Below are 16,824 nucleotides of genomic sequence, written 5' to 3'. Positions count from 1 at the left end.
ATGGCGAGTCGCAACTGGAGTGAGTCCGACGTGCGCGTGCGCCCCAACCGCAAGGGATCTCGGCCCCGCACGAAGGATCGCCCCAAGCACGCCGACGCCGTCATCGGCATGGTGACGGGTGTCGACCGCGGCCGCTGGTCGGTCCTGCTCGACGGACGGCAGATCACGGCGATGCGCGCCCGCGAGCTGACGCGCACGCCCATCGTCGTCGGTGACCGTGTTGCGCTCGTCGGCGACACGAGCGGTCACGAGGGCTCGCTCGCGCGCATCGTGCGCGTCGAGGAACGCTCGAGCGTGCTGCGCCGCACCGCCGACGACACCGACCCGTACGAGCGCGTCATCGTCGCGAACGCCGACCAGCTCGTCATGGTGACGGCGGTCGCGAACCCCGAGCCGCGGACCGGCCTCATCGACCGCTGCCTCGTCGCCGCCTACGACGCGGGGCTCGACCCGCTGCTCGCGCTGACGAAGGCCGACCTTGGCGACCCGGCGCCGTTCCTCGCGAACTACGCCGACCTCGACGTGCCGCACAGCGTCACGTCGGCGCACGAGCTGAGCGACGCCCAACGGGACGAGCTGATCGCGTCCGGTGGTCGTGTCGCCCGTGACCTCGACGGTCTCGACGACCTGCGCGCCCGCCTCGCCGGGCGTGTCAGCGTCCTCGTCGGGCACTCCGGCGTCGGCAAGTCGACACTCGTCAACGCCCTCGTTCCGGATGCCGCGCGCACGACCGGCCACGTCAACGACGTGACGGGACGCGGGCGCCACACCTCGACGTCGGCGATCGCCCTCGAACTTCCCGGGCCGGAGGGCGGCTGGATCATCGACACCCCCGGCATTCGTTCGTTCGGCCTCGCACACATCGACCCGACGACGATCGTCGACCACTTCCCTGAGCTCGCCCCCGGCACTGCCGAATGCCCACGCGGCTGCTCGCACGACGAGGCAGACTGCGCGCTCGACGCCTACGTCGCCGCGGGTCACGCCGGCACGACGGGCCCGGCGCGCCTGGCGTCGTTGCGTCGTCTGCTGCGCTCGCGCCACGTGCCCGACAAGGACGAGCACCTCGAGCGACGCTGAACCCGACCGCGGGGTAGACGAGTGAGCACTCACTCGCCTACCCCGCCACCGCGTGCTCGCGGTGCCGGCGAGCCGGTAGCGTGGGCGCAATGAGCGACACCCTGCGCGACCCCAGCCCGTACCACGACGACCTGCGCCTGGCCCACGTCCTCGCCGACTCGGTCGAAGAGATCACGATGTCGCGCTTCGGCGCCGCCGACCTGCAGGTCGAGTCGAAACCCGACCTCACCCCCGTGACGGAGGCCGACCGCGAGGCCGAACGCGTCATCCGCGAGAACCTCAAGCGCGCGCGCCCGCGCGACGCCATCAAGGGTGAGGAATTCGGCACGAGCGGCGACGCCGATCGGCTGTGGATCATCGACCCCATCGACGGGACGAAGAACTACGTGCGCGGTGTGCCCGTCTGGGCGACCCTCATCGCCCTCGTCGACGCGGGCACGCCCGTCGTCGGTCTCGTCGCCGCACCCGCACTGCACCGCCGCTGGTGGGCCGCGCAGGGCACCGGCGCGTGGACCGGACGCAGCCTCACGAGCGCGACGTCGATCAGCGTCTCGAAGGTCGACAGGCTGGCGGACGCCTCTCTCAGCTATTCCTCGTTCAACGGCTGGGCCGAACGTGGCAAGGACATGGACCTGTTCCGCCTGTCGAAGGAATGCTGGCGTTCACGCGCCTACGGCGACTTCTTCTCGCACATGCTCGTCGCGCAGGGAAGCGTCGACATCGCGCCCGAACCGGAGCTCGAGGACTACGACATGGCGGCGCTCGTGCCCATCGTCACCGAGGCGGGCGGCCGCTTCACCGGCCTCGACGGACGCCCCGGCTGCTGGAGCGGCAACGGCGTCTCGACGAACGGCCTGCTCCACGACGAGGTGCTCGCTCGTCTCGGCGACGACTCCCCCGCGCCGTCCCTCATCCCGGGCGAGTGACGACGACGGCGCCCCGCTCGCGTGAGCGGGGCGCCGTCGCGCATCGCACGGATTCGTGCGACCGGAATCAGGCCTTCGGCGTCTCAGACTGCTTCTCGAGCGCCGGCGCGTCCGCACCGTCAACGGCTTCGAGCTGCGCGCTGCCCTTCGACAGCTCGAGCAGGCCGGGCACGTCGACGCTCGGGTGGTACTTCTCCCCGAGTTCGGCGATCGCGAGACGCGCGTGGACCTGCTGCTCCGTGGTGGTGCGCTCGTCGCGGCTGTCGCTCGCGAACGCGACGGCCCAGCTCAGCATCGTCGACAGGCGCGACTTGAAGCCGATGATGTAGACGAGGTGAACGCCGAGCCACATGAGCCACGCGATGAACCCCTCCGTCTCGAGGCGGCCCACCTTCGTCACGGCCGAAAAACGGGAGATCGTCGCCATCGAGCCCTTGTCGAAGTACTTGAACTTCGCCGGGGCCGGCTCACCCTTGACGCCCGCGAGGATCGACTTGGCCGCGAACTTTCCGCCCTGGATCGCCACCTGCGCGACGCCGGGCAGCTTGTCGAGGCTCATCATGTCGCCGACGACGAAGATCTCCGGGTGGCCGGGCAGCGTCAGGTCGGGCTGCACGGAGATGCGCCCGGCGCGGTCGACCTCGGCGCCCGTCTTGTCACCGAGCAGCTTGCCGAGCGGGCTCGCGGCGACGCCTGCGGCCCACACCTTGCACGCGGAGTCGATGCGGGTGACGGTGCCGTCCTGCGTCTTCATCTCGATGCCCGTGGCGTCGACATTCGTCACCATCTGCCCGAGCAGCACCTCGACGCCCATGCTCTCGAGCTGCTTCTTCGCCTTCTCGCCGAGGTTCTTGCCGAACGGTGGCAGCACCTGCGGCGCCGCATCGACGAGGACGATGCGCGCGTCCTTGGGGTTGATGTGGCGGAAGTCCTCGGCGAGGGTGCGGTTGGCGAGTTCGCTGATCTGCCCGGCCATCTCGACGCCCGTCGGGCCGGCCCCGACGACGACGAACGTCAGCAGCGTGCGCACGTCGTCCCACTCGCCGGCGGCCGCGGCCACTTCCGCTGTCTCGAAGGCACCGAAGATGCGACCTCGCAGCTCGAGCGCGTCGTCGATGCTCTTCATGCCGGGCGCGAACTCGGCGAAGTGGTCATTGCCGAAGTACGACTGCCCCGCGCCGGCCGCGACGATGAGCGAGTCGTAGTCGTACGTCTGGGTCGAGTCCAGCAGTTGCGCGAAGACGCGCTTGTTCTGGACGTCGATGTCGCTGACCGTCCCCTGGAATACCTCGACGTTCTTGACCTTCTTGAGCACCTCGCGCGTGCTCGGGGCGATGACGCCCTCGCTGAGGATGCCGGTCGCGACCTGGTACAGCAGCGGCTGGAACAGGTGATGCGTCGTCGAGGAGATGAGGACGACGTCGACGTCCTCGTCCTTGAACTGGGTCGCGGCGAACAGACCGCCGAAGCCGGAGCCGATGATGACGACGCGGTGGCGCGTGGCGCTCTTGTGTGCAATACCCATGGATTCCTCGCAGATCTCGCGTGCGTGTCGCCTGGCCCGATCACGCTTGGACGCTGCCCCCAGCTTACTCATTCCCGACGCCCACCCATGGGTGTGTCGCGGCCGGTAGGCTGCCCCATGACACGGGCGCGCCCGACCACCGACATCGGCGGGCCGACACCCGGATGACAACGACGGATCGACGTAGGACGGGACGGCGCCCCGCGCCGCGAACGGAGTGGACGATGAGCGAACGAGGCCGCGAGCCGTACCCCATCCAGTGGAACGCGCCCGCCACGGGCACCGCGCAGCCGGCGTGGGCCGGGCCGCGACCAGATGCTCAGCTCGACGCGCCCGCCGGCCAGGCTGACGCTCCGGCTGCCGCCGGCGGACGCTCGTCGGGCGATGCCCCGGCCACGCCGCAGCAGAGGGATGCGCGACAGACGGACGCGAGCTCGGCCGACGAGCAGGGCGTCGGCCCGGCCGCTCCCGGGCAGCTCGGCAACCCGTGGAACGACGCCCAGCCCGCCGCCACGCCCGTGGGGTGGGCAGGCGAACAGCAGCCCGCCGGGCGGCCTGCGCCCGGCGATGCAGGTCAGCACGCGGCGCCCTCGGCGCCTCACGCGGTGGGCTCCGACCCCGCTGACGGTGCATCCGAGTCGCCGCGCCACGACCAGGCCGACGGCGACGCCGACCAGGCACCCCGCGGTGGCGCCTCACCCGTCGGAGCCGTGCCCGCGCCGGCAGCCGACGCGCAGGCGACGAGCCCGTCGAACGGCTACCCGTCGGCACCTCCGTCGGGTGGTTACCCGTCCGCACCTCCGTCTGGGGGCTATGCGTCGGCTCCCCCGTCGAACGGGTACTCCTCGAGCGGGTACGAGTCGGCGCCGCCTCAGGTCGTCGGCCAGAACGACGATCTGCCGGAGGACTCGCTGACGATCGGCCGCAGCCGCAGCAACAGCATCGTGCTCGACGACATGCTCGTCTCGCGCCGACACGTCGTCATCACGGCGGAGGATGAGGGTCTGCTGCTGCGCGATCTCGGGTCGCGCAACGGCACGTTCGTCAACGGGCGCCGCGTCGAGCAGACATTGCTGCACGAAGGCGACCGCATCGGCATCGGCGCCTCCACCTTCGAGGTGCGCGACGGCTGGCTCGTCTCGGTCTGAGCCGCGAACACCCGTCCGGACCGGCCGCGATCCAACCTGGACATCGACCACAGCAGCGCCCGTGGGCGCTGGAACGCTCCGGGAGGGAAGCGTGGGAATACAAGAACTGACGGTGCAGGTCGACGGGCACGTCGTGCGGTTGCAACCAGGTGAGAGCGCGACGATCGGCCGCGGCCGCGACTGCGACATCACGATCGTCGACGTCGACGTCTCACGACGCCACGCTCAGGTGAGCGCGCAGGGCGAGGGGTGGCAGGTGCGTGACCTCGACAGCTCGAACGGCACCTGGGTCGACGGCCAGCGCGTGCACGGTTACCGCGATCTGCGCGGTGGTGAGGACGTCCGACTCGGCGGGCCCCGTGGGACGCGAGTCCAGTTCTCGCGAAGTTCCACCCCAGCAGGTGAGCAGGTCGCGCGCAGTGTCGACCCGAACGGCGCGAGCCCGTCACAGGCCCCGCCTGAGGCAACCTCGATCTCCGTGCCGATGCCGCGTCGCAGCAGCGGCGCTTCGAGCGCTGCGCCCACGCCCGACGCCACGACCGGTTCGAGCCTGAAGACCGGCCCGATCCGGCTGCCCCGCCCCCCGCAGGCCCCCGCCGAGCGACGTGCGAGCGGCGACGTGTTCCAGGGATGGACCGGGCAGCTCGAGCCCGAACCCACCGGCCGCCTGACCGTCCAGGGCGCCGTCCCGCAGGCCATGGCCCTGCCGTCGGGCACCATCACCATCGGTCGCGGCACCGAGAACGAGATCGTCGTGCGCGACCTGCTCGCGAGCCGGCGTCACGCCCGCCTCGTGCCGCAGGGCGACAGCTTCGCCGTCGAGGATCTCGGCAGCAGCAACGGCACCTACATCAACGGTGCGCGCATCACCCGCGGCACCTTGCGCGAGGACGACCTGCTCGCCGTCGGCCACACCCGATTCACGTTGAAGAACGGGCGTCTCGTCGCGAGCGAGGACGAAGGCGACGTCACCTTCGTCGCCAACCACCTGTCGTTCTCGCTGCCCGACGGCAAGAAGCTGCTCGACGACGTCAGTTTCGGCCTCGAAGGATCAAGTCTCGTCGCCGTCATCGGCCCCTCGGGTGCGGGCAAGTCGACGCTGCTCAAGGCCCTCATCGGCGCCCAGAAGGCTACCGAGGGCGAGGTCTACTACGACGGACGAGACCTCTACGACAACTACGAGGATCTGCGTCACCGTATCGGCGTCGTCCCGCAGGACGACGTCGTCCACCCCGAGCTGACGGTCCGTCAGGCCCTGCGGTACGCGGCCGAGCTGCGCTTCCCCGCCGACCTCGATCGTGAGTCGCGCGAGGCCCGCGTCGAGGAGGTCATCGACGAACTGGGGCTGACGGAGCACGCCACCACCCAGGTCTCACGCCTGTCCGGTGGCCAACGCAAACGCACATCCGTTGCCCTCGAGCTGCTGACGCGCCCGTCGCTGCTCTTCCTCGACGAACCGACCTCCGGCCTCGACCCGGGCCTCGACAAGCGCGTCATGCTGACGCTGCGCGGCCTCGCCGACGGCGGCCGCACCGTCGTCGTCATCACGCACAACGTCGCGAGCCTCGGCGTGTGCGACCGGGTGCTCATGCTCGCACCGGGCGGACGGGTCGCCTACTTCGGCCCGCCCGACGAGATGCTGCCCTACTTCTCGGCGAGCGATCACGCCGATGTGTTCAACACCGTCACCGACGACCCGCAGCGCTCGCAGGACGTGTTCCGCTCCTCGGCGATGATGGGCAGCCAGGTGTCCGCTCCCCTGAGCGCGCCGCGCCCGTCCGCGTCGTCGCAGCGGGACGTGCCACCGCGTCAGCAGTCGATCTTTCGTCAGCTGTCGACGCTCATCCGACGCCAGTTCAGGGTCATCGCGGCCGACCGCGGCTTCGTCGCCTTCATGCTGCTGCTCCCCATCGCCCTCGCGGGCCTGGCAATGCTCGTACCGGGCACGCACGGGCTGAAGACGGTCTTCTTCGAGCAGGAACTCATCGCCAACGGGGGCGACCCCGGCAAGGTGACGCTGCGGGCTGAAGGAACCCAGATCATGACGCTCATCGTCATGGGATCGGTCTTCATGGGGTTGGCCGCCACCATCCGCGAACTCGTCGCCGAGCGCCCGATCTTCTTGCGGGAGAAGGCCGTCGGACTGTCACCCTTCGCCTACATCGGCAGCAAGGTCGTCACGTACGGGCTGCTCGTCGCGGTGCAGTGCGCCATCCTCGTCCTGCTCGTCATCGCGGGCAAGGGCGCGCCGACCGCCCCCGTCGCGCTCGCCAACACGACGCTCGAGACGTTCGTCCTCGCCTTCCTGACGGGGCTCGCGGCTGTCGCGATCGGCCTCGCGTTGTCGAGCTTCGCGAAGACGAACGAGCAGGTCATGCCGATGCTCGTCATCGTCATCATGGGCGCGCTGGTCTTCTCGGGTGGGCTGTTCGATCTCGACAGCCAGCTCATGCGCGGCCTCGGCAGCATCTTCCCGAGCCGCTGGGGCCTGGCCATGGGTGCCCAGACCGCCGACGTCAAGACGAGCATGACGATCCCCGGCCGTTCCCGCTCGTGGGATCCGTTCTGGGTGCGGGACACCGACCACTGGCTCATCGCCGCGGCCGCGCTGATCGCCATCTTCGTGGTCGGCACGACCATCGCCTGGTGGAGCTCGCGCCGCCGCAAGAGCATGTGAGGCCCGCCGGGCTCACGAGTCCTCGAACATCGCCCGGAAACGCGTCAGCCACGACGCGTTTCCGAGCGACGTTCGTCAGGGGGTGTTCCGTCAGTAGCGCAGGTCGCTCCACACGCCGGCATGATCGGTGCCGGGGACGGTGAAGGTGCCCGCGTCGACGGGCACGAAACCACGCGTGAGGATGTGGTCGATCTGGGCGAACGGCGGCACGACGGCGTCCTGCGGCCACGTCGGCGGCCAGTTGCCATGCCGGGCGGGAAAGGCGTCGATGAGGCCATCCGCGAGATGCCGGAACGCCGGGTGCGCCGCCGAGGCGTTGAAATCGCCCGCCATGACGAGGTGCGGCGCGTTCTCGCCGCGTTGCCAGCGTCCCAGCGCCTCGAGCTGCGGGCGCCACTGGTTCGCGCCGTCCTGCAGCGGCGGGTAGGTGTGCACGCCGTGCACGGTGACATCGGCGCCGGGTGCTGCGACCGTCACGATCGGCATCTGCAGGTCGTAGGGGCCGAGGTGGCGGCCGTCGTCAAGCGTGTGCAGCGGGTAGCGCGACAGGACGGCCGTGCCGCGTGAGCCGTCGTCGACGAGCCCCGAGGCGCGGTACGGCAACCGCCCACCCAGACCCGCCGCGTCGAGCAGGCGCAGCTTCACGGCCGTTGTCTCGGGCATGACGACGACGTCCGGGCGCACCCGGGCGACCTCAGCGGCGACGGCGCGTGCGTCAGCACCTCCGAACTCGAGGTTGAGCGCGAGGACACGCAGGTGCCGCTGGCCGGCAGCATGCTGCACCGACGACGGCGGGCTCGGATGCTGCGCGAGTGCCACGCCTGCCGCCGTTGCGGCGACGAGCATGGGAAGCGCCGCGAGGAGCGCCACGCGCCGGCGTACGAGCACCGCCGCGACGAGCATCACCGCGGCGATCAGCACCCAGACCGGCGTGAGCGCCTGCAGAACGGGCACGACGTTGCCGATGAGCACGTCGCACCACATGAGAGCGCACAGCGCGGCAGTGAGCAGGCACGCGAGCGCGATGACGACACCGAGCACGCGACGAACGCGGCCTGCGGGCCTCGCCACCCAGCGTTTCGACTTGCTTCCCGACCAATCCTCGACGGCGCTTCGCCCGAATCGTGCCCTCCGCCCGCTCGAGCCGCCCTTCTCTCGATCGTCGACCGCGTTCACCGTGGTCGACGCAGGTGAGCTGCCGGCATGCTCTCCGGCGCACTGATCACCGTCGGCCTGCGCACCCTGATCGCTCACCGCGCTCCCCCGTGACGCAGGCGCTCCATCTCACGGCGGTCTTTCTTCGTCGGACGCCCAGCGCCGCGGTCACGCACCGGGATCTGCGGGATGGTCTCACGCTGGCGCGGCGGCGTCGACTCGACGTAGCACTGCGCCGCGACGGGCGCTCCGACGCGCTTCTTGACCAGGCCCGTGACATGCACGATGCGGTCGAAGCCTTGCTGCCGCACGCGCAGATCGGCGCCCACCGTCACGCTCGTCGACGGCTTGACGGTCGCACCGTTCATGCGGACGTGCCCGGCGCGACAGGCGGTCGTCGCCGCCGAGCGGGTCTTGTACAACCGGACAGCCCACAACCAGGCATCGATGCGGACGCTGCCCTCCACCCCCGACGTCATGCTCATGGGCGCCAGGGTAAGCCACCTCCCTGCACCGACGCTGGGCCGGCTCGCAGATCTCGCGGCGCCCAGCCGGATGGCGACTGACTCACAGGGAGGCACGTCATAGCTGCTTCCCTGTGAGTTCGTCGCCATCCTGCGTTGGGCTCGCCCGCGGCATCGTCCTACGACCGGGCGCGCATCGTGGCGTCTCGACCCTGAGCACCTGCTCCCGTGCTCAGGCGCGCGGTTCGTGCTCGTCGCTGATCGCGCTCGTCGCTCGCCGCTCATCGGGCGCGGCGCAGGCGGCGCGTCGCGCTCAGCAGTGCACCCGCCGCACCGGGGAACGACACGACCAGCGCGCCCGGGTCGCGATCGCTCGGCACGTGGTCGGTCTCGACGACCGGGCCGACGCCCGGGGGCGTCGAGCTGGCGCGCTTCGCAGGTGGCGGCGGCGTCGAGCTCGGGTGGGTCGCCGGAATCGAACCGTCCTCGACCGGCCCGGTCAGTGACCATCCGGACGTGGGTGTACCGCCGGCCGGAGTACCGCAGTGCAGGTCCGTCGCGATCTTCGCAGCGACCGCGCCGGTGCGGGGGTCGACGAACGCGAGTGCGTGGCGCCCGTCCGGCACCCCGAGTGCGCCGTAGTCATGGCTCGCGGGCCGAACCTGAGCGCCCGCGTAGCCGACCCCGTCGAGGGTGACGTTCCACCGCGCCGGCGTGTTCGCGAAGTTGACGACCCACACCCCGGCATAGCCGTGGCCCCTGTCACACGTCGTGCCGAGGAACGCGGCGGCCGTCGGGTAGGTGACACCGATGCTTCCGGCGATGTCGCGTCGTTCCGCCGCCGTCCCGTGCTTGATGGCCCAGGCGAGCATCGCGTCGTCGGAGGTCGCCGCAGCCGCGCTCGCGGGCACGGGCATGGCCGAACGGCCCGCGCGGGATTCCGTGACCGACCGTCGCGCAGACGGCCCACCAGCCCCCAACAGAGACGAATCAGGTGGCCTACGACGCGATGCGAGCTCACACGATGGCTCAGGTTCGAGCCGCGAGCAGGTGGCATGCCGGTGAATCGGCCGGCGACCGACGACGTCAGTGCGTCGGGTGCGGCTCTGTTGCCCGTCTGCTGCGCGCGATCGCGGCGGCGAGCGTCAGGAGGATCGTCAGGCTGAGCACCGGGACGGCCTCGCTGATGACGGTCTCGAGAGAGTCGTGGTGCAGTTCGGCTCCGTTGTCGCGTGGCACGCTCTGGTACATCCCGGTGAGCACCCAGAGCCCGAGCAGGAAAGCCTGCGCCGCGATCGCCGGGTACAGCCCCTTGGCCCAACCGCGCGTCGCGAGGATCGCCCACACGGCGAACAGCGGAACGAGGACGAGGTGGTGGTACCAGGTGATCGGGCTGACTGCGCCCGTCGTGACGAAGATGACGAGGACCGCGCCCACGTCGTCGTCACGACGCAGCAGCGCGGAGGCGACGAACACCCCCGCGACGAGCGCCGCCGCGATGACGAGCAGGCGGACGAGGCCGGCGCCCGGCACATCGTGCATGACGCGCGCGACGAGGCCCGACAGCGACTGGTTCCACTCACTCTCCGGCGCGCCGGGCCGGCTCGTGTCCCACAACGCCGACGTGAAGTACGTGACGACCTCGTGCGGCAGCACGATCGCCGAGACGCCAACGGTGACGACGCCCGCCCCCAGCGCGCGCAGGGCGCTCGCGTGGTCGCGGGTGAACAGGCGCGGGACGGCGGCGAGCGCCGGCGTCACCTTGACGCCCGCAGCCAGGCCGGTGAGCACGCCTGACAGCCGAGCCCCCGCGAGGCGCCGGCGGCCGAGACCGAGGTAGTCCTCGACGACGAACCAGGCCATGACGAGGTTGATCTGGCCGAAGGCGAGCGTGCCGCCGACGGCGTCCGAGCGCGCGGCGAGCAGCACCCCACCCGCGGCGGCGAGGGGCGTGAGGGCTCCCGTCGCCAAGCCGGGGGCCGGGGCTCGCTCCCCCAGCCTCCACTGCGCGATCGAGCGATCCGCGAGCAACCAGCAGATGCGGAACAGTGCGACGAGGCTGCCGAGCGTCAGCAGCGCCGTCGCGACAGACCGCGCCAATGCGGCAAGCGGCGCGAAGGCCAGGACGGCGAACGGCGGATAGGTGAACGGCCAGCCGTCACCGAACCGGCCCTCGTACAGATCGGCTGTGCCGTTCAGCGTCTTCGTCGTCGCGTCGAGGTAGATGCGGGTGTCGAACAGCGTCCAGTTCCAGGAGCGCAGCTGCAGGATGGCGCTGACGGTCACGAACGCGCAGGCGAGCAGGTACACGAGCCACGCCTCGCAACGAAACGAACGGCGCCCCATGAACTCTCCCTCATACGGCCACCTCGGCCGGCCTACTCGACAGTGAGCCACCGTCGGAGCACTGAACTCGATGTCATCACCACGACGATCTCACGACAAAAAAGCCCGCCGCCTCTGAGATCAGAAGCGACGGGCCACGTGGTAGCGGGGACAGGATTTGAACCTGCGACCTCCGGGTTATGAGCCCGGCGAGCTACCGAGCTGCTCCACCCCGCGTCGGTATGCCTCAACTTTACGAGCAGATGAACAAAGAATGCAAATCGGATGCCGCGTGAGCCTCGTCACCGCCCGCGAGACGCCTCCGCGCTGTGCCCTGCTCGAGCGTCTGCCCCCGTTCTCCCATGCGCTCAAGTGCACCCGGGTGCACTTGAGCGCAAGAGGATGCGCGGGGTCACGGAGCCATGGAGATGGTCGTCGCCGGGTGGTCGCCGCCAGGCCACGTCATCAGGCCAGCGTCGCCTTGAGGGCCTCGACGAGCCCCGGCGCGATGTTCGTGCCGATCGCGACCTTGTCGTCATCGTCCTCGGCACGACGTCGCACGAGGGTGATGATCTCGCCGTTGCGCAGCGCCGCGACGAGCAGGCGCACGTCCTCACGCTGCTCGTGGGTCGCCAGCCGCTGCGCATTCGTCCCGCCGCGACCGAACGTCTCGATCTCGGCCTGCGGCGGCACGATGATGCGCTCGACCGCGAGCGCCACCCCGTCGACGTCCGCCGGCCAAGCCGTGTGCCCTAGCGCCTTCTCGAGGTCGTCACCGCGGATGACGCCCTCCTGCTCGATCGCGGAGAACTCGTCGGGGTCGACGTCGCCGAGCATCGCCGCGAGGGCCGGCTGACGACGCAGCAGCTCACCGTTGCGGGCGAGGGAGAACAGGCGCGCCGGTTGACCCCACCCGTCTGTCGCGACGTGCGCCTCGGTCTCGAGAGCAGCGCGGGTGAGAGGGGACAGCACGGGCTTGACGGCACTCATGCGACCCATCGTAGGGGCGTTCAGCCGCAGCGCGGCAGCCCCTGCGTCGAACCGTCGGCGACGTGCTCGACCGTCGAGATGGCGTCCTTGATCGTCGCGACGCGGTAGACGTCGAGCCCGCTCGGCACGTGGCCCTTCAGTTCGGCGCAGTTGTCGGCCGGGGCGAGGAACGCCGTCGCGCCGGCCTGGCGCGCGCCGACGACCTTCTCACGGATGCCGCCGATCGCGCCGACGTCACCGGCTGAGTCCATCGTGCCCGTGCCCGCGATCTGCTTGCCACCGGTGAGCGCGCCGGGCGTCAGTTCGTCGTAGATCGCGAGGGCGAACATCGTGCCGGCGCTAGGGCCGCCGACGTCGCCGACGGAGATGTTCACCTTGAACGGCATCGTTGCCTTCGGATTGAGCGCCAGCCCCATGACGGCGCGGTCCTCGACCTTCGTCGTCGGCACGGCGAACGTCATCGCCTTGCCACCGCGGGTGATGCCGAGCTGCACCTTCTGCCCCGGCGTGACCTTCTTCATCTCGCGCTGCAGCGACAGCGAATCCGCAATCTTCACCCCGTTGACGGAGACGATGACGTCCTTGACGCGCAGCAGCTTCTTCGCCTCGCTCGCCGAGTCGGAGATGCCGGCGATCTCGATCATCTCGGGCACGTCGTAGCCCGCCTGACGCGCGGCGACGACCTCGGCCGACGACTGCGACCCCGTCATCTCCGCCTCGTTCTGCTGCTGCACCTGCTCCCGCGTGGTCTGCGGCGCGAACAGCTGCGACTCTTCGTAGATCTGCGCGTGATCGTCGAGTTTCGCGAGCCCGTACTCGATGAGGCTGGGGCGGTTGCCGGGGCCGCCGACCATCGAGACCGTCGTGAAGTGCAGGCCGCCCGAGGTCGGGTAGGTCTTCGCGCCGCTCAGCGTCAACACCTTCTTTCCCTCGAAGGTGCCGAGGGTGTTCGGCGCCGGGCCGGGGCGCAGGATGACGTAGGGCACCTTGATGCCGAAGCCTGCGACCACGGCGAGGAGCACGACGACGAAGATCGCCAGCATCACCTTGGTCCGCGTGCGCATCGACGCCCAGCGTGACGGGCGGCGCTCGGCCGCGTCGACGGTTCGGGAACTCATGGGCGCCTCTCGCTGTTGTACGTCACGAAGGAGTCGAACAGCCGTCATCCTCTCACCTGCCCACAGCGGCGCGGGCGCCCGCTCAGGCCTGCCCGCCGCACGCGCGGCGCCGACGACGGCCGGTAGTGTCGGCTCCAGACGGACACGAACCTCTCGGAAGGTGCGCACCATGGCTGATGACCACAACCCGATGAACCCCTACGGCGGCCGCAAGGACGACGACGAGCGCGGTGACGCGAACGGCGGCGACGGTCTCGAGGAGATGCTGCGCGGCCTCATGGGTGGGGGCACGCCCGACCCGCAGATGATGGATGCGCTGCGCCAGATGGGCATGGGTTCGATGGACCCGGCGCAGATGGGGATGATGCAGGCGCAGCTGCAGGCGATGATGAGCGGCGACTCGGGCTCGGCGTTCAACGAACAGCTCGCGGCGAACGTCGCGCGCCAGGTCGTCTCCGCGGAGGGTGACCCGAGCGTGCCCACCTCGACGAAGAGCGACGTCGCGCAGGTCGCGGCCGTCGCCAACCTGTGGCTCGACGCGGTCACCGACTTCGCCGCTCCCGGCGCCCCGGCCCGTGCCCTGTCGCGCAGCGAATGGGTCGAGGCGACGATGCCGACCTGGCGCAAGGTCGTCGAACCCGTCGCGGGCGGCGTCGGCAACGCCGTCGCAGACGCGATGATGAAGCAGCTCGGCTCGTTCGACGCGAGCGACCTGTCGCAGCTCGGCATCCCCGAGGGCATGTTGCCGCCAGGCTTCGACATCTCCAGCCTCAGCGCTCAGATGACGCCGATGCTCAAGCAGATGAGTGCGCAGATGTTCGGCGTGCAGGTCGGCCAGGCCATCGGCGCGCTCGCGAAGGAGAGCGTCACCGGCACCGAGGTCGGCCTGCCGCTGCTGCGCCCCAACGCCGTCACGATCCTGCCGCACAACGTCGCGTCGTTCGCCGACGGCCTCGAGCTCGACGCCGGCGAGGTGCACCTCTACCTCGCGGTGCGCGAGGCCGCCCGCGTGCGCCTGTACGAGCGCGTGCCGTGGCTCGACGCGGCCCTCATCGCCGCCGTCCAGACGTACGCCGGTGACATCCGCATCGACACCGACGCCATCGAGGAGAAGCTGCGCGACATCGACCCGCAGGACGCCGAGGCCCTGCAGGGAGCGCTCGCCGGCAACCTGTTCTCCCCCGAACCGTCGGATGCGCAGAAGCGCACGCTCGCTCACCTGGAGAACCTGCTCGCTCTCGTCGAGGGGTGGGTCGACGTCGTCACCGACGCCGCGGTCGCGCAGCACCTGCCGAACGCCGCGGCCCTCGCCGAGGTCGTGCGTCGCCGTCGCGCCTCCGCCGGCCCGGCCGAGAAGGTCTTCAGCTCGCTCGTCGGGCTCGAACTGCGCCCGCGCCGCCTGCGTGAAGCGGCAGCGCTGTGGACGCAGCTGACCGACGCGACGGACGCCGCCACCCGCGACGGCGTGTGGTCGCACCCCGACCACGTTCCCAGCGCCACTGACCTCGACGACCCGTCGACGTTCATCGCGCGCGCGAGCGGCGAGGAGACTCCCGAGACGGGCCGCGATGAGATGGACGACGCCCTCGACGCGCTGCTGGCCCAGGGGCTCGCCGAGATGGGCGAGTCGAGTTCGGCCGGCGGTGAAGGCTACGGCGGTTCATCGACGGGCCGTTCGTCGTCGGATGACGCGTCGGCCGGTGCCGCGTCCGGTGAGCAGGCCGCCATGAACCCGCGCGATCCGCGTCATGACGGTCTGGACGACCGCGCGGACGAGGCCCCCGGTGAGGTCGACTCGGCGGGCAGCGCGAAGGGTGGCACGTCGGAGGACGAAGGCGGCGCCGGCGACGGAGACGGCCAGGACGATCCGACGCAGGGTGGAACGCCGGGCGCGTGAACCACTCCACGACATCCGACCACGGGGCCGGGCGGGTCGAGACCCGTTCGGCCCCGTCGTCGCGCGCCGAGCCCGCCATGCCCGAACAGTTCACGGCGCTGCACTCGCAGGCGCTCGCCGACCTGAGCACCTGGACGGCCCCGAGCCCGCCGCAGGAGCAGATGCGCGCCCGCATGGTCGAGACCCTGCGACTCGATGCGACAGCAATGTGGCGTCATCACAGCCGAGCCCACTTCACGACGTCGCTGGTCGTCGTCGATGCCGACGCCCGCCGCGTGGCGCTGACGCTGCACGCGAAGGCGAAGCGGTGGTTCCAGTTCGGCGGGCACCTCGAGTGCGGCGACGCAACGCTCGAGGCGGCGGCCCTGCGGGAGGGCCTCGAAGAATCCGGCCTCGCCGACCTGCGGCTGCTGCCTGGGCTGCTCGCCGTCGACATCCATGCTCTCGACGGGGCGTTCGGATGGTGCACGGAACACCTCGACGTGCGGTACGTCGCCGTGGCAGGCGGCGAATCCCTCACGGTGAGCGACGAATCCGACGATGTGCGTTGGTTCGACGTCGACGCCCTGCCCGAGGATGCCGAACCGGCGCTGCGCGAGGCCATCGCCCTCGCATGCGAGCGCGTCCGCGCCAACCCCGGGCTCTGAGCCCACTCGGCCGCGATCGACGCGGCCGTCACGGCTCCCTCGTCGGGTCGGCGACGTCTCCTTCCTCTTCGCCGAGGTCGTCATCGAGTGACGCCGACGGCGCGGGCGCGGCACGACTTGCCCCGAACGAGGCGCCGGCGAGGAAGGCCTGGGCGCGTTCGTGCTCCGGGTAGCGGCGCACGATCTCCTGGAAGCGCGGCCCGTGCCCGCGCTCGAGCAGGTGCGTGACCTCGTGCAGGAGCACCGCGTCGACGACGTAGTCGGGCATGCCGACCATCGCGTCGGAGAGCCGGATCGAAGCATCCCCCGGTGAGCACGACGCCCACCTGGTCGTCATGTTCGACACCCACCGCACCGAGGCAGGCTCGGGCGCGCCGGGCACGAAGCGTCGGCTGAGCGCCACGGCTCGCCGCATCAGGGTGTCGTCGTTGCGCTGCGAGCGACTCTTGCGCAGCATCTTGCGCACGAGATCTTCGACGATGCGTGTCTCCTCGCGCGCCGAGAGCGTCGCCGGGGCGAGCACGACGACGACGCCGTCCTCGAAGCGTGCCTGCACGGATCGCGTGCGGCGCGCGCTACGCCGGATCTCGACGTCCTGACCGTCGACGGTGATTCGCGTGGGTGCGGGGGCGGTGGTTCTCGGCATGCCCCGAGGCTATCGACAGCGACTGACAACCCCGGGATTCTGCGTCATCCCCAGGTGTGACGCCTGTGGACGAGCCCTGCGGCGATCTGCGCGCGCGGGGCAGGCTCGAAGACATGACGGGCACCGCCCGTCGTGCTGGATCACCTGCTCGGGTGCGCCGGCCAACCGTTCGCGTGGGCGCTCGACCGTGCCCTCGCCACCCACTCGCCGTCCTCGGTATCCGTCC

At 70.6% G+C, this 16,824-nt stretch carries 14 protein-coding genes and 1 tRNA gene; 6 read left to right on the top strand and 9 right to left on the bottom strand.

The annotated features are described in order from the left end of the window. Nucleotides 1–1,080, top strand: a complete 1,080-nt coding sequence (gene rsgA, locus J4Z35_RS09225) for a ribosome small subunit-dependent GTPase A (RefSeq protein WP_006945866.1) — start codon at nt 1–3, stop codon at nt 1,078–1,080. Nucleotides 1,081–1,169: 89 nt separating this feature from the next. Further along, nucleotides 1,170–2,006: a histidinol-phosphatase gene (gene hisN / locus J4Z35_RS09220; protein ID WP_040014769.1), complete on the top strand. Its 837-nt coding sequence runs from the start codon at nt 1,170–1,172 to the stop codon at nt 2,004–2,006. A 67-nt stretch (nt 2,007–2,073) separates the two neighbouring features. Here hisN and J4Z35_RS09215 read toward each other — a convergent pair whose 3' ends face one another. Further along, a complete protein-coding gene (locus J4Z35_RS09215) occupies nt 2,074–3,531 on the bottom strand; it encodes an NAD(P)/FAD-dependent oxidoreductase (protein WP_006945907.1) in 1,458 nt (485 codons plus the stop codon). Nucleotides 3,532–3,755: 224 nt separating this feature from the next. Here J4Z35_RS09215 and J4Z35_RS09210 point away from each other — a divergent pair, with 224 nt between their 5' ends. Continuing rightward, on the top strand, nt 3,756–4,679 hold the full coding sequence (locus tag J4Z35_RS09210; protein ID WP_074046231.1) for an FHA domain-containing protein: 924 nt from the start codon (nt 3,756–3,758) through the stop codon (nt 4,677–4,679). A gap of 91 nt (nt 4,680–4,770) precedes the next feature. Next, nucleotides 4,771–7,356, top strand: a complete 2,586-nt coding sequence (locus tag J4Z35_RS09205; protein ID WP_347813544.1) for an ATP-binding cassette domain-containing protein — start codon at nt 4,771–4,773, stop codon at nt 7,354–7,356. 90 nt (nt 7,357–7,446) lie between these two features. Here J4Z35_RS09205 and J4Z35_RS09200 read toward each other — a convergent pair whose 3' ends face one another. The 7 genes from J4Z35_RS09200 to J4Z35_RS09170 form a co-directional block, all read right to left on the bottom strand. Continuing rightward, on the bottom strand, nt 7,447–8,427 hold the full coding sequence (locus J4Z35_RS09200; protein WP_208065533.1) for an endonuclease/exonuclease/phosphatase family protein: 981 nt from the start codon (nt 8,425–8,427) through the stop codon (nt 7,447–7,449). Between the two features lie 179 nt (nt 8,428–8,606). Continuing rightward, complete coding sequence (locus tag J4Z35_RS09195) at nt 8,607–8,996, bottom strand: RNA-binding S4 domain-containing protein (protein WP_131940690.1); 390 nt, start codon at nt 8,994–8,996, stop codon at nt 8,607–8,609. 260 nt (nt 8,997–9,256) lie between these two features. Continuing rightward, on the bottom strand, nt 9,257–9,892 hold the full coding sequence (locus J4Z35_RS09190; RefSeq protein ID WP_208065532.1) for a hypothetical protein: 636 nt from the start codon (nt 9,890–9,892) through the stop codon (nt 9,257–9,259). A 169-nt stretch (nt 9,893–10,061) separates the two neighbouring features. Further along, entirely contained in the window at nt 10,062–11,321 is a 1,260-nt protein-coding gene (locus J4Z35_RS09185) for a glycosyltransferase 87 family protein (RefSeq protein WP_208065531.1), read from the bottom strand. 139 nt (nt 11,322–11,460) lie between these two features. Continuing rightward, nucleotides 11,461–11,537 (bottom strand) — tRNA-Met (locus J4Z35_RS09180). A 228-nt stretch (nt 11,538–11,765) separates the two neighbouring features. Continuing rightward, nucleotides 11,766–12,290 carry a PPA1309 family protein gene (locus tag J4Z35_RS09175; protein ID WP_038567306.1) on the bottom strand — a complete coding sequence of 175 codons (525 nt, stop codon included), beginning with the start codon at nt 12,288–12,290 and terminating at the stop codon, nt 11,766–11,768. Between the two features lie 20 nt (nt 12,291–12,310). Beyond that, complete coding sequence (locus J4Z35_RS09170) at nt 12,311–13,408, bottom strand: S16 family serine protease (protein ID WP_208065530.1); 1,098 nt, start codon at nt 13,406–13,408, stop codon at nt 12,311–12,313. Between the two features lie 169 nt (nt 13,409–13,577). Between J4Z35_RS09170 and J4Z35_RS09165 the strand changes: the two genes are divergently transcribed. Continuing rightward, entirely contained in the window at nt 13,578–15,305 is a 1,728-nt protein-coding gene (locus tag J4Z35_RS09165) for a zinc-dependent metalloprotease (RefSeq protein WP_040014192.1), read from the top strand. A 77-nt stretch (nt 15,306–15,382) separates the two neighbouring features. Continuing rightward, the gene (locus J4Z35_RS09160) at nt 15,383–15,952 is read left to right on the top strand and encodes an NUDIX domain-containing protein (RefSeq protein WP_040014202.1); all 570 of its coding nucleotides are present in this window, start codon (nt 15,383–15,385) and stop codon (nt 15,950–15,952) included. A 28-nt stretch (nt 15,953–15,980) separates the two neighbouring features. On the opposite strand, the gene J4Z35_RS09155 is transcribed toward J4Z35_RS09160, so the two are convergent. Next, entirely contained in the window at nt 15,981–16,598 is a 618-nt protein-coding gene (locus J4Z35_RS09155; RefSeq protein ID WP_082740613.1) for a M48 family metallopeptidase, read from the bottom strand. Nucleotides 16,599–16,824 lie beyond the last annotated feature (226 nt).

Source organism: Dermacoccus sp. NHGro5 (genome assembly GCF_017565385.1).
In the GTDB taxonomy this organism is placed as follows: domain Bacteria; phylum Actinomycetota; class Actinomycetes; order Actinomycetales; family Dermatophilaceae; genus Dermacoccus; species Dermacoccus nishinomiyaensis.
This window is presented reverse-complemented; position numbering and strand designations above follow the sequence as displayed.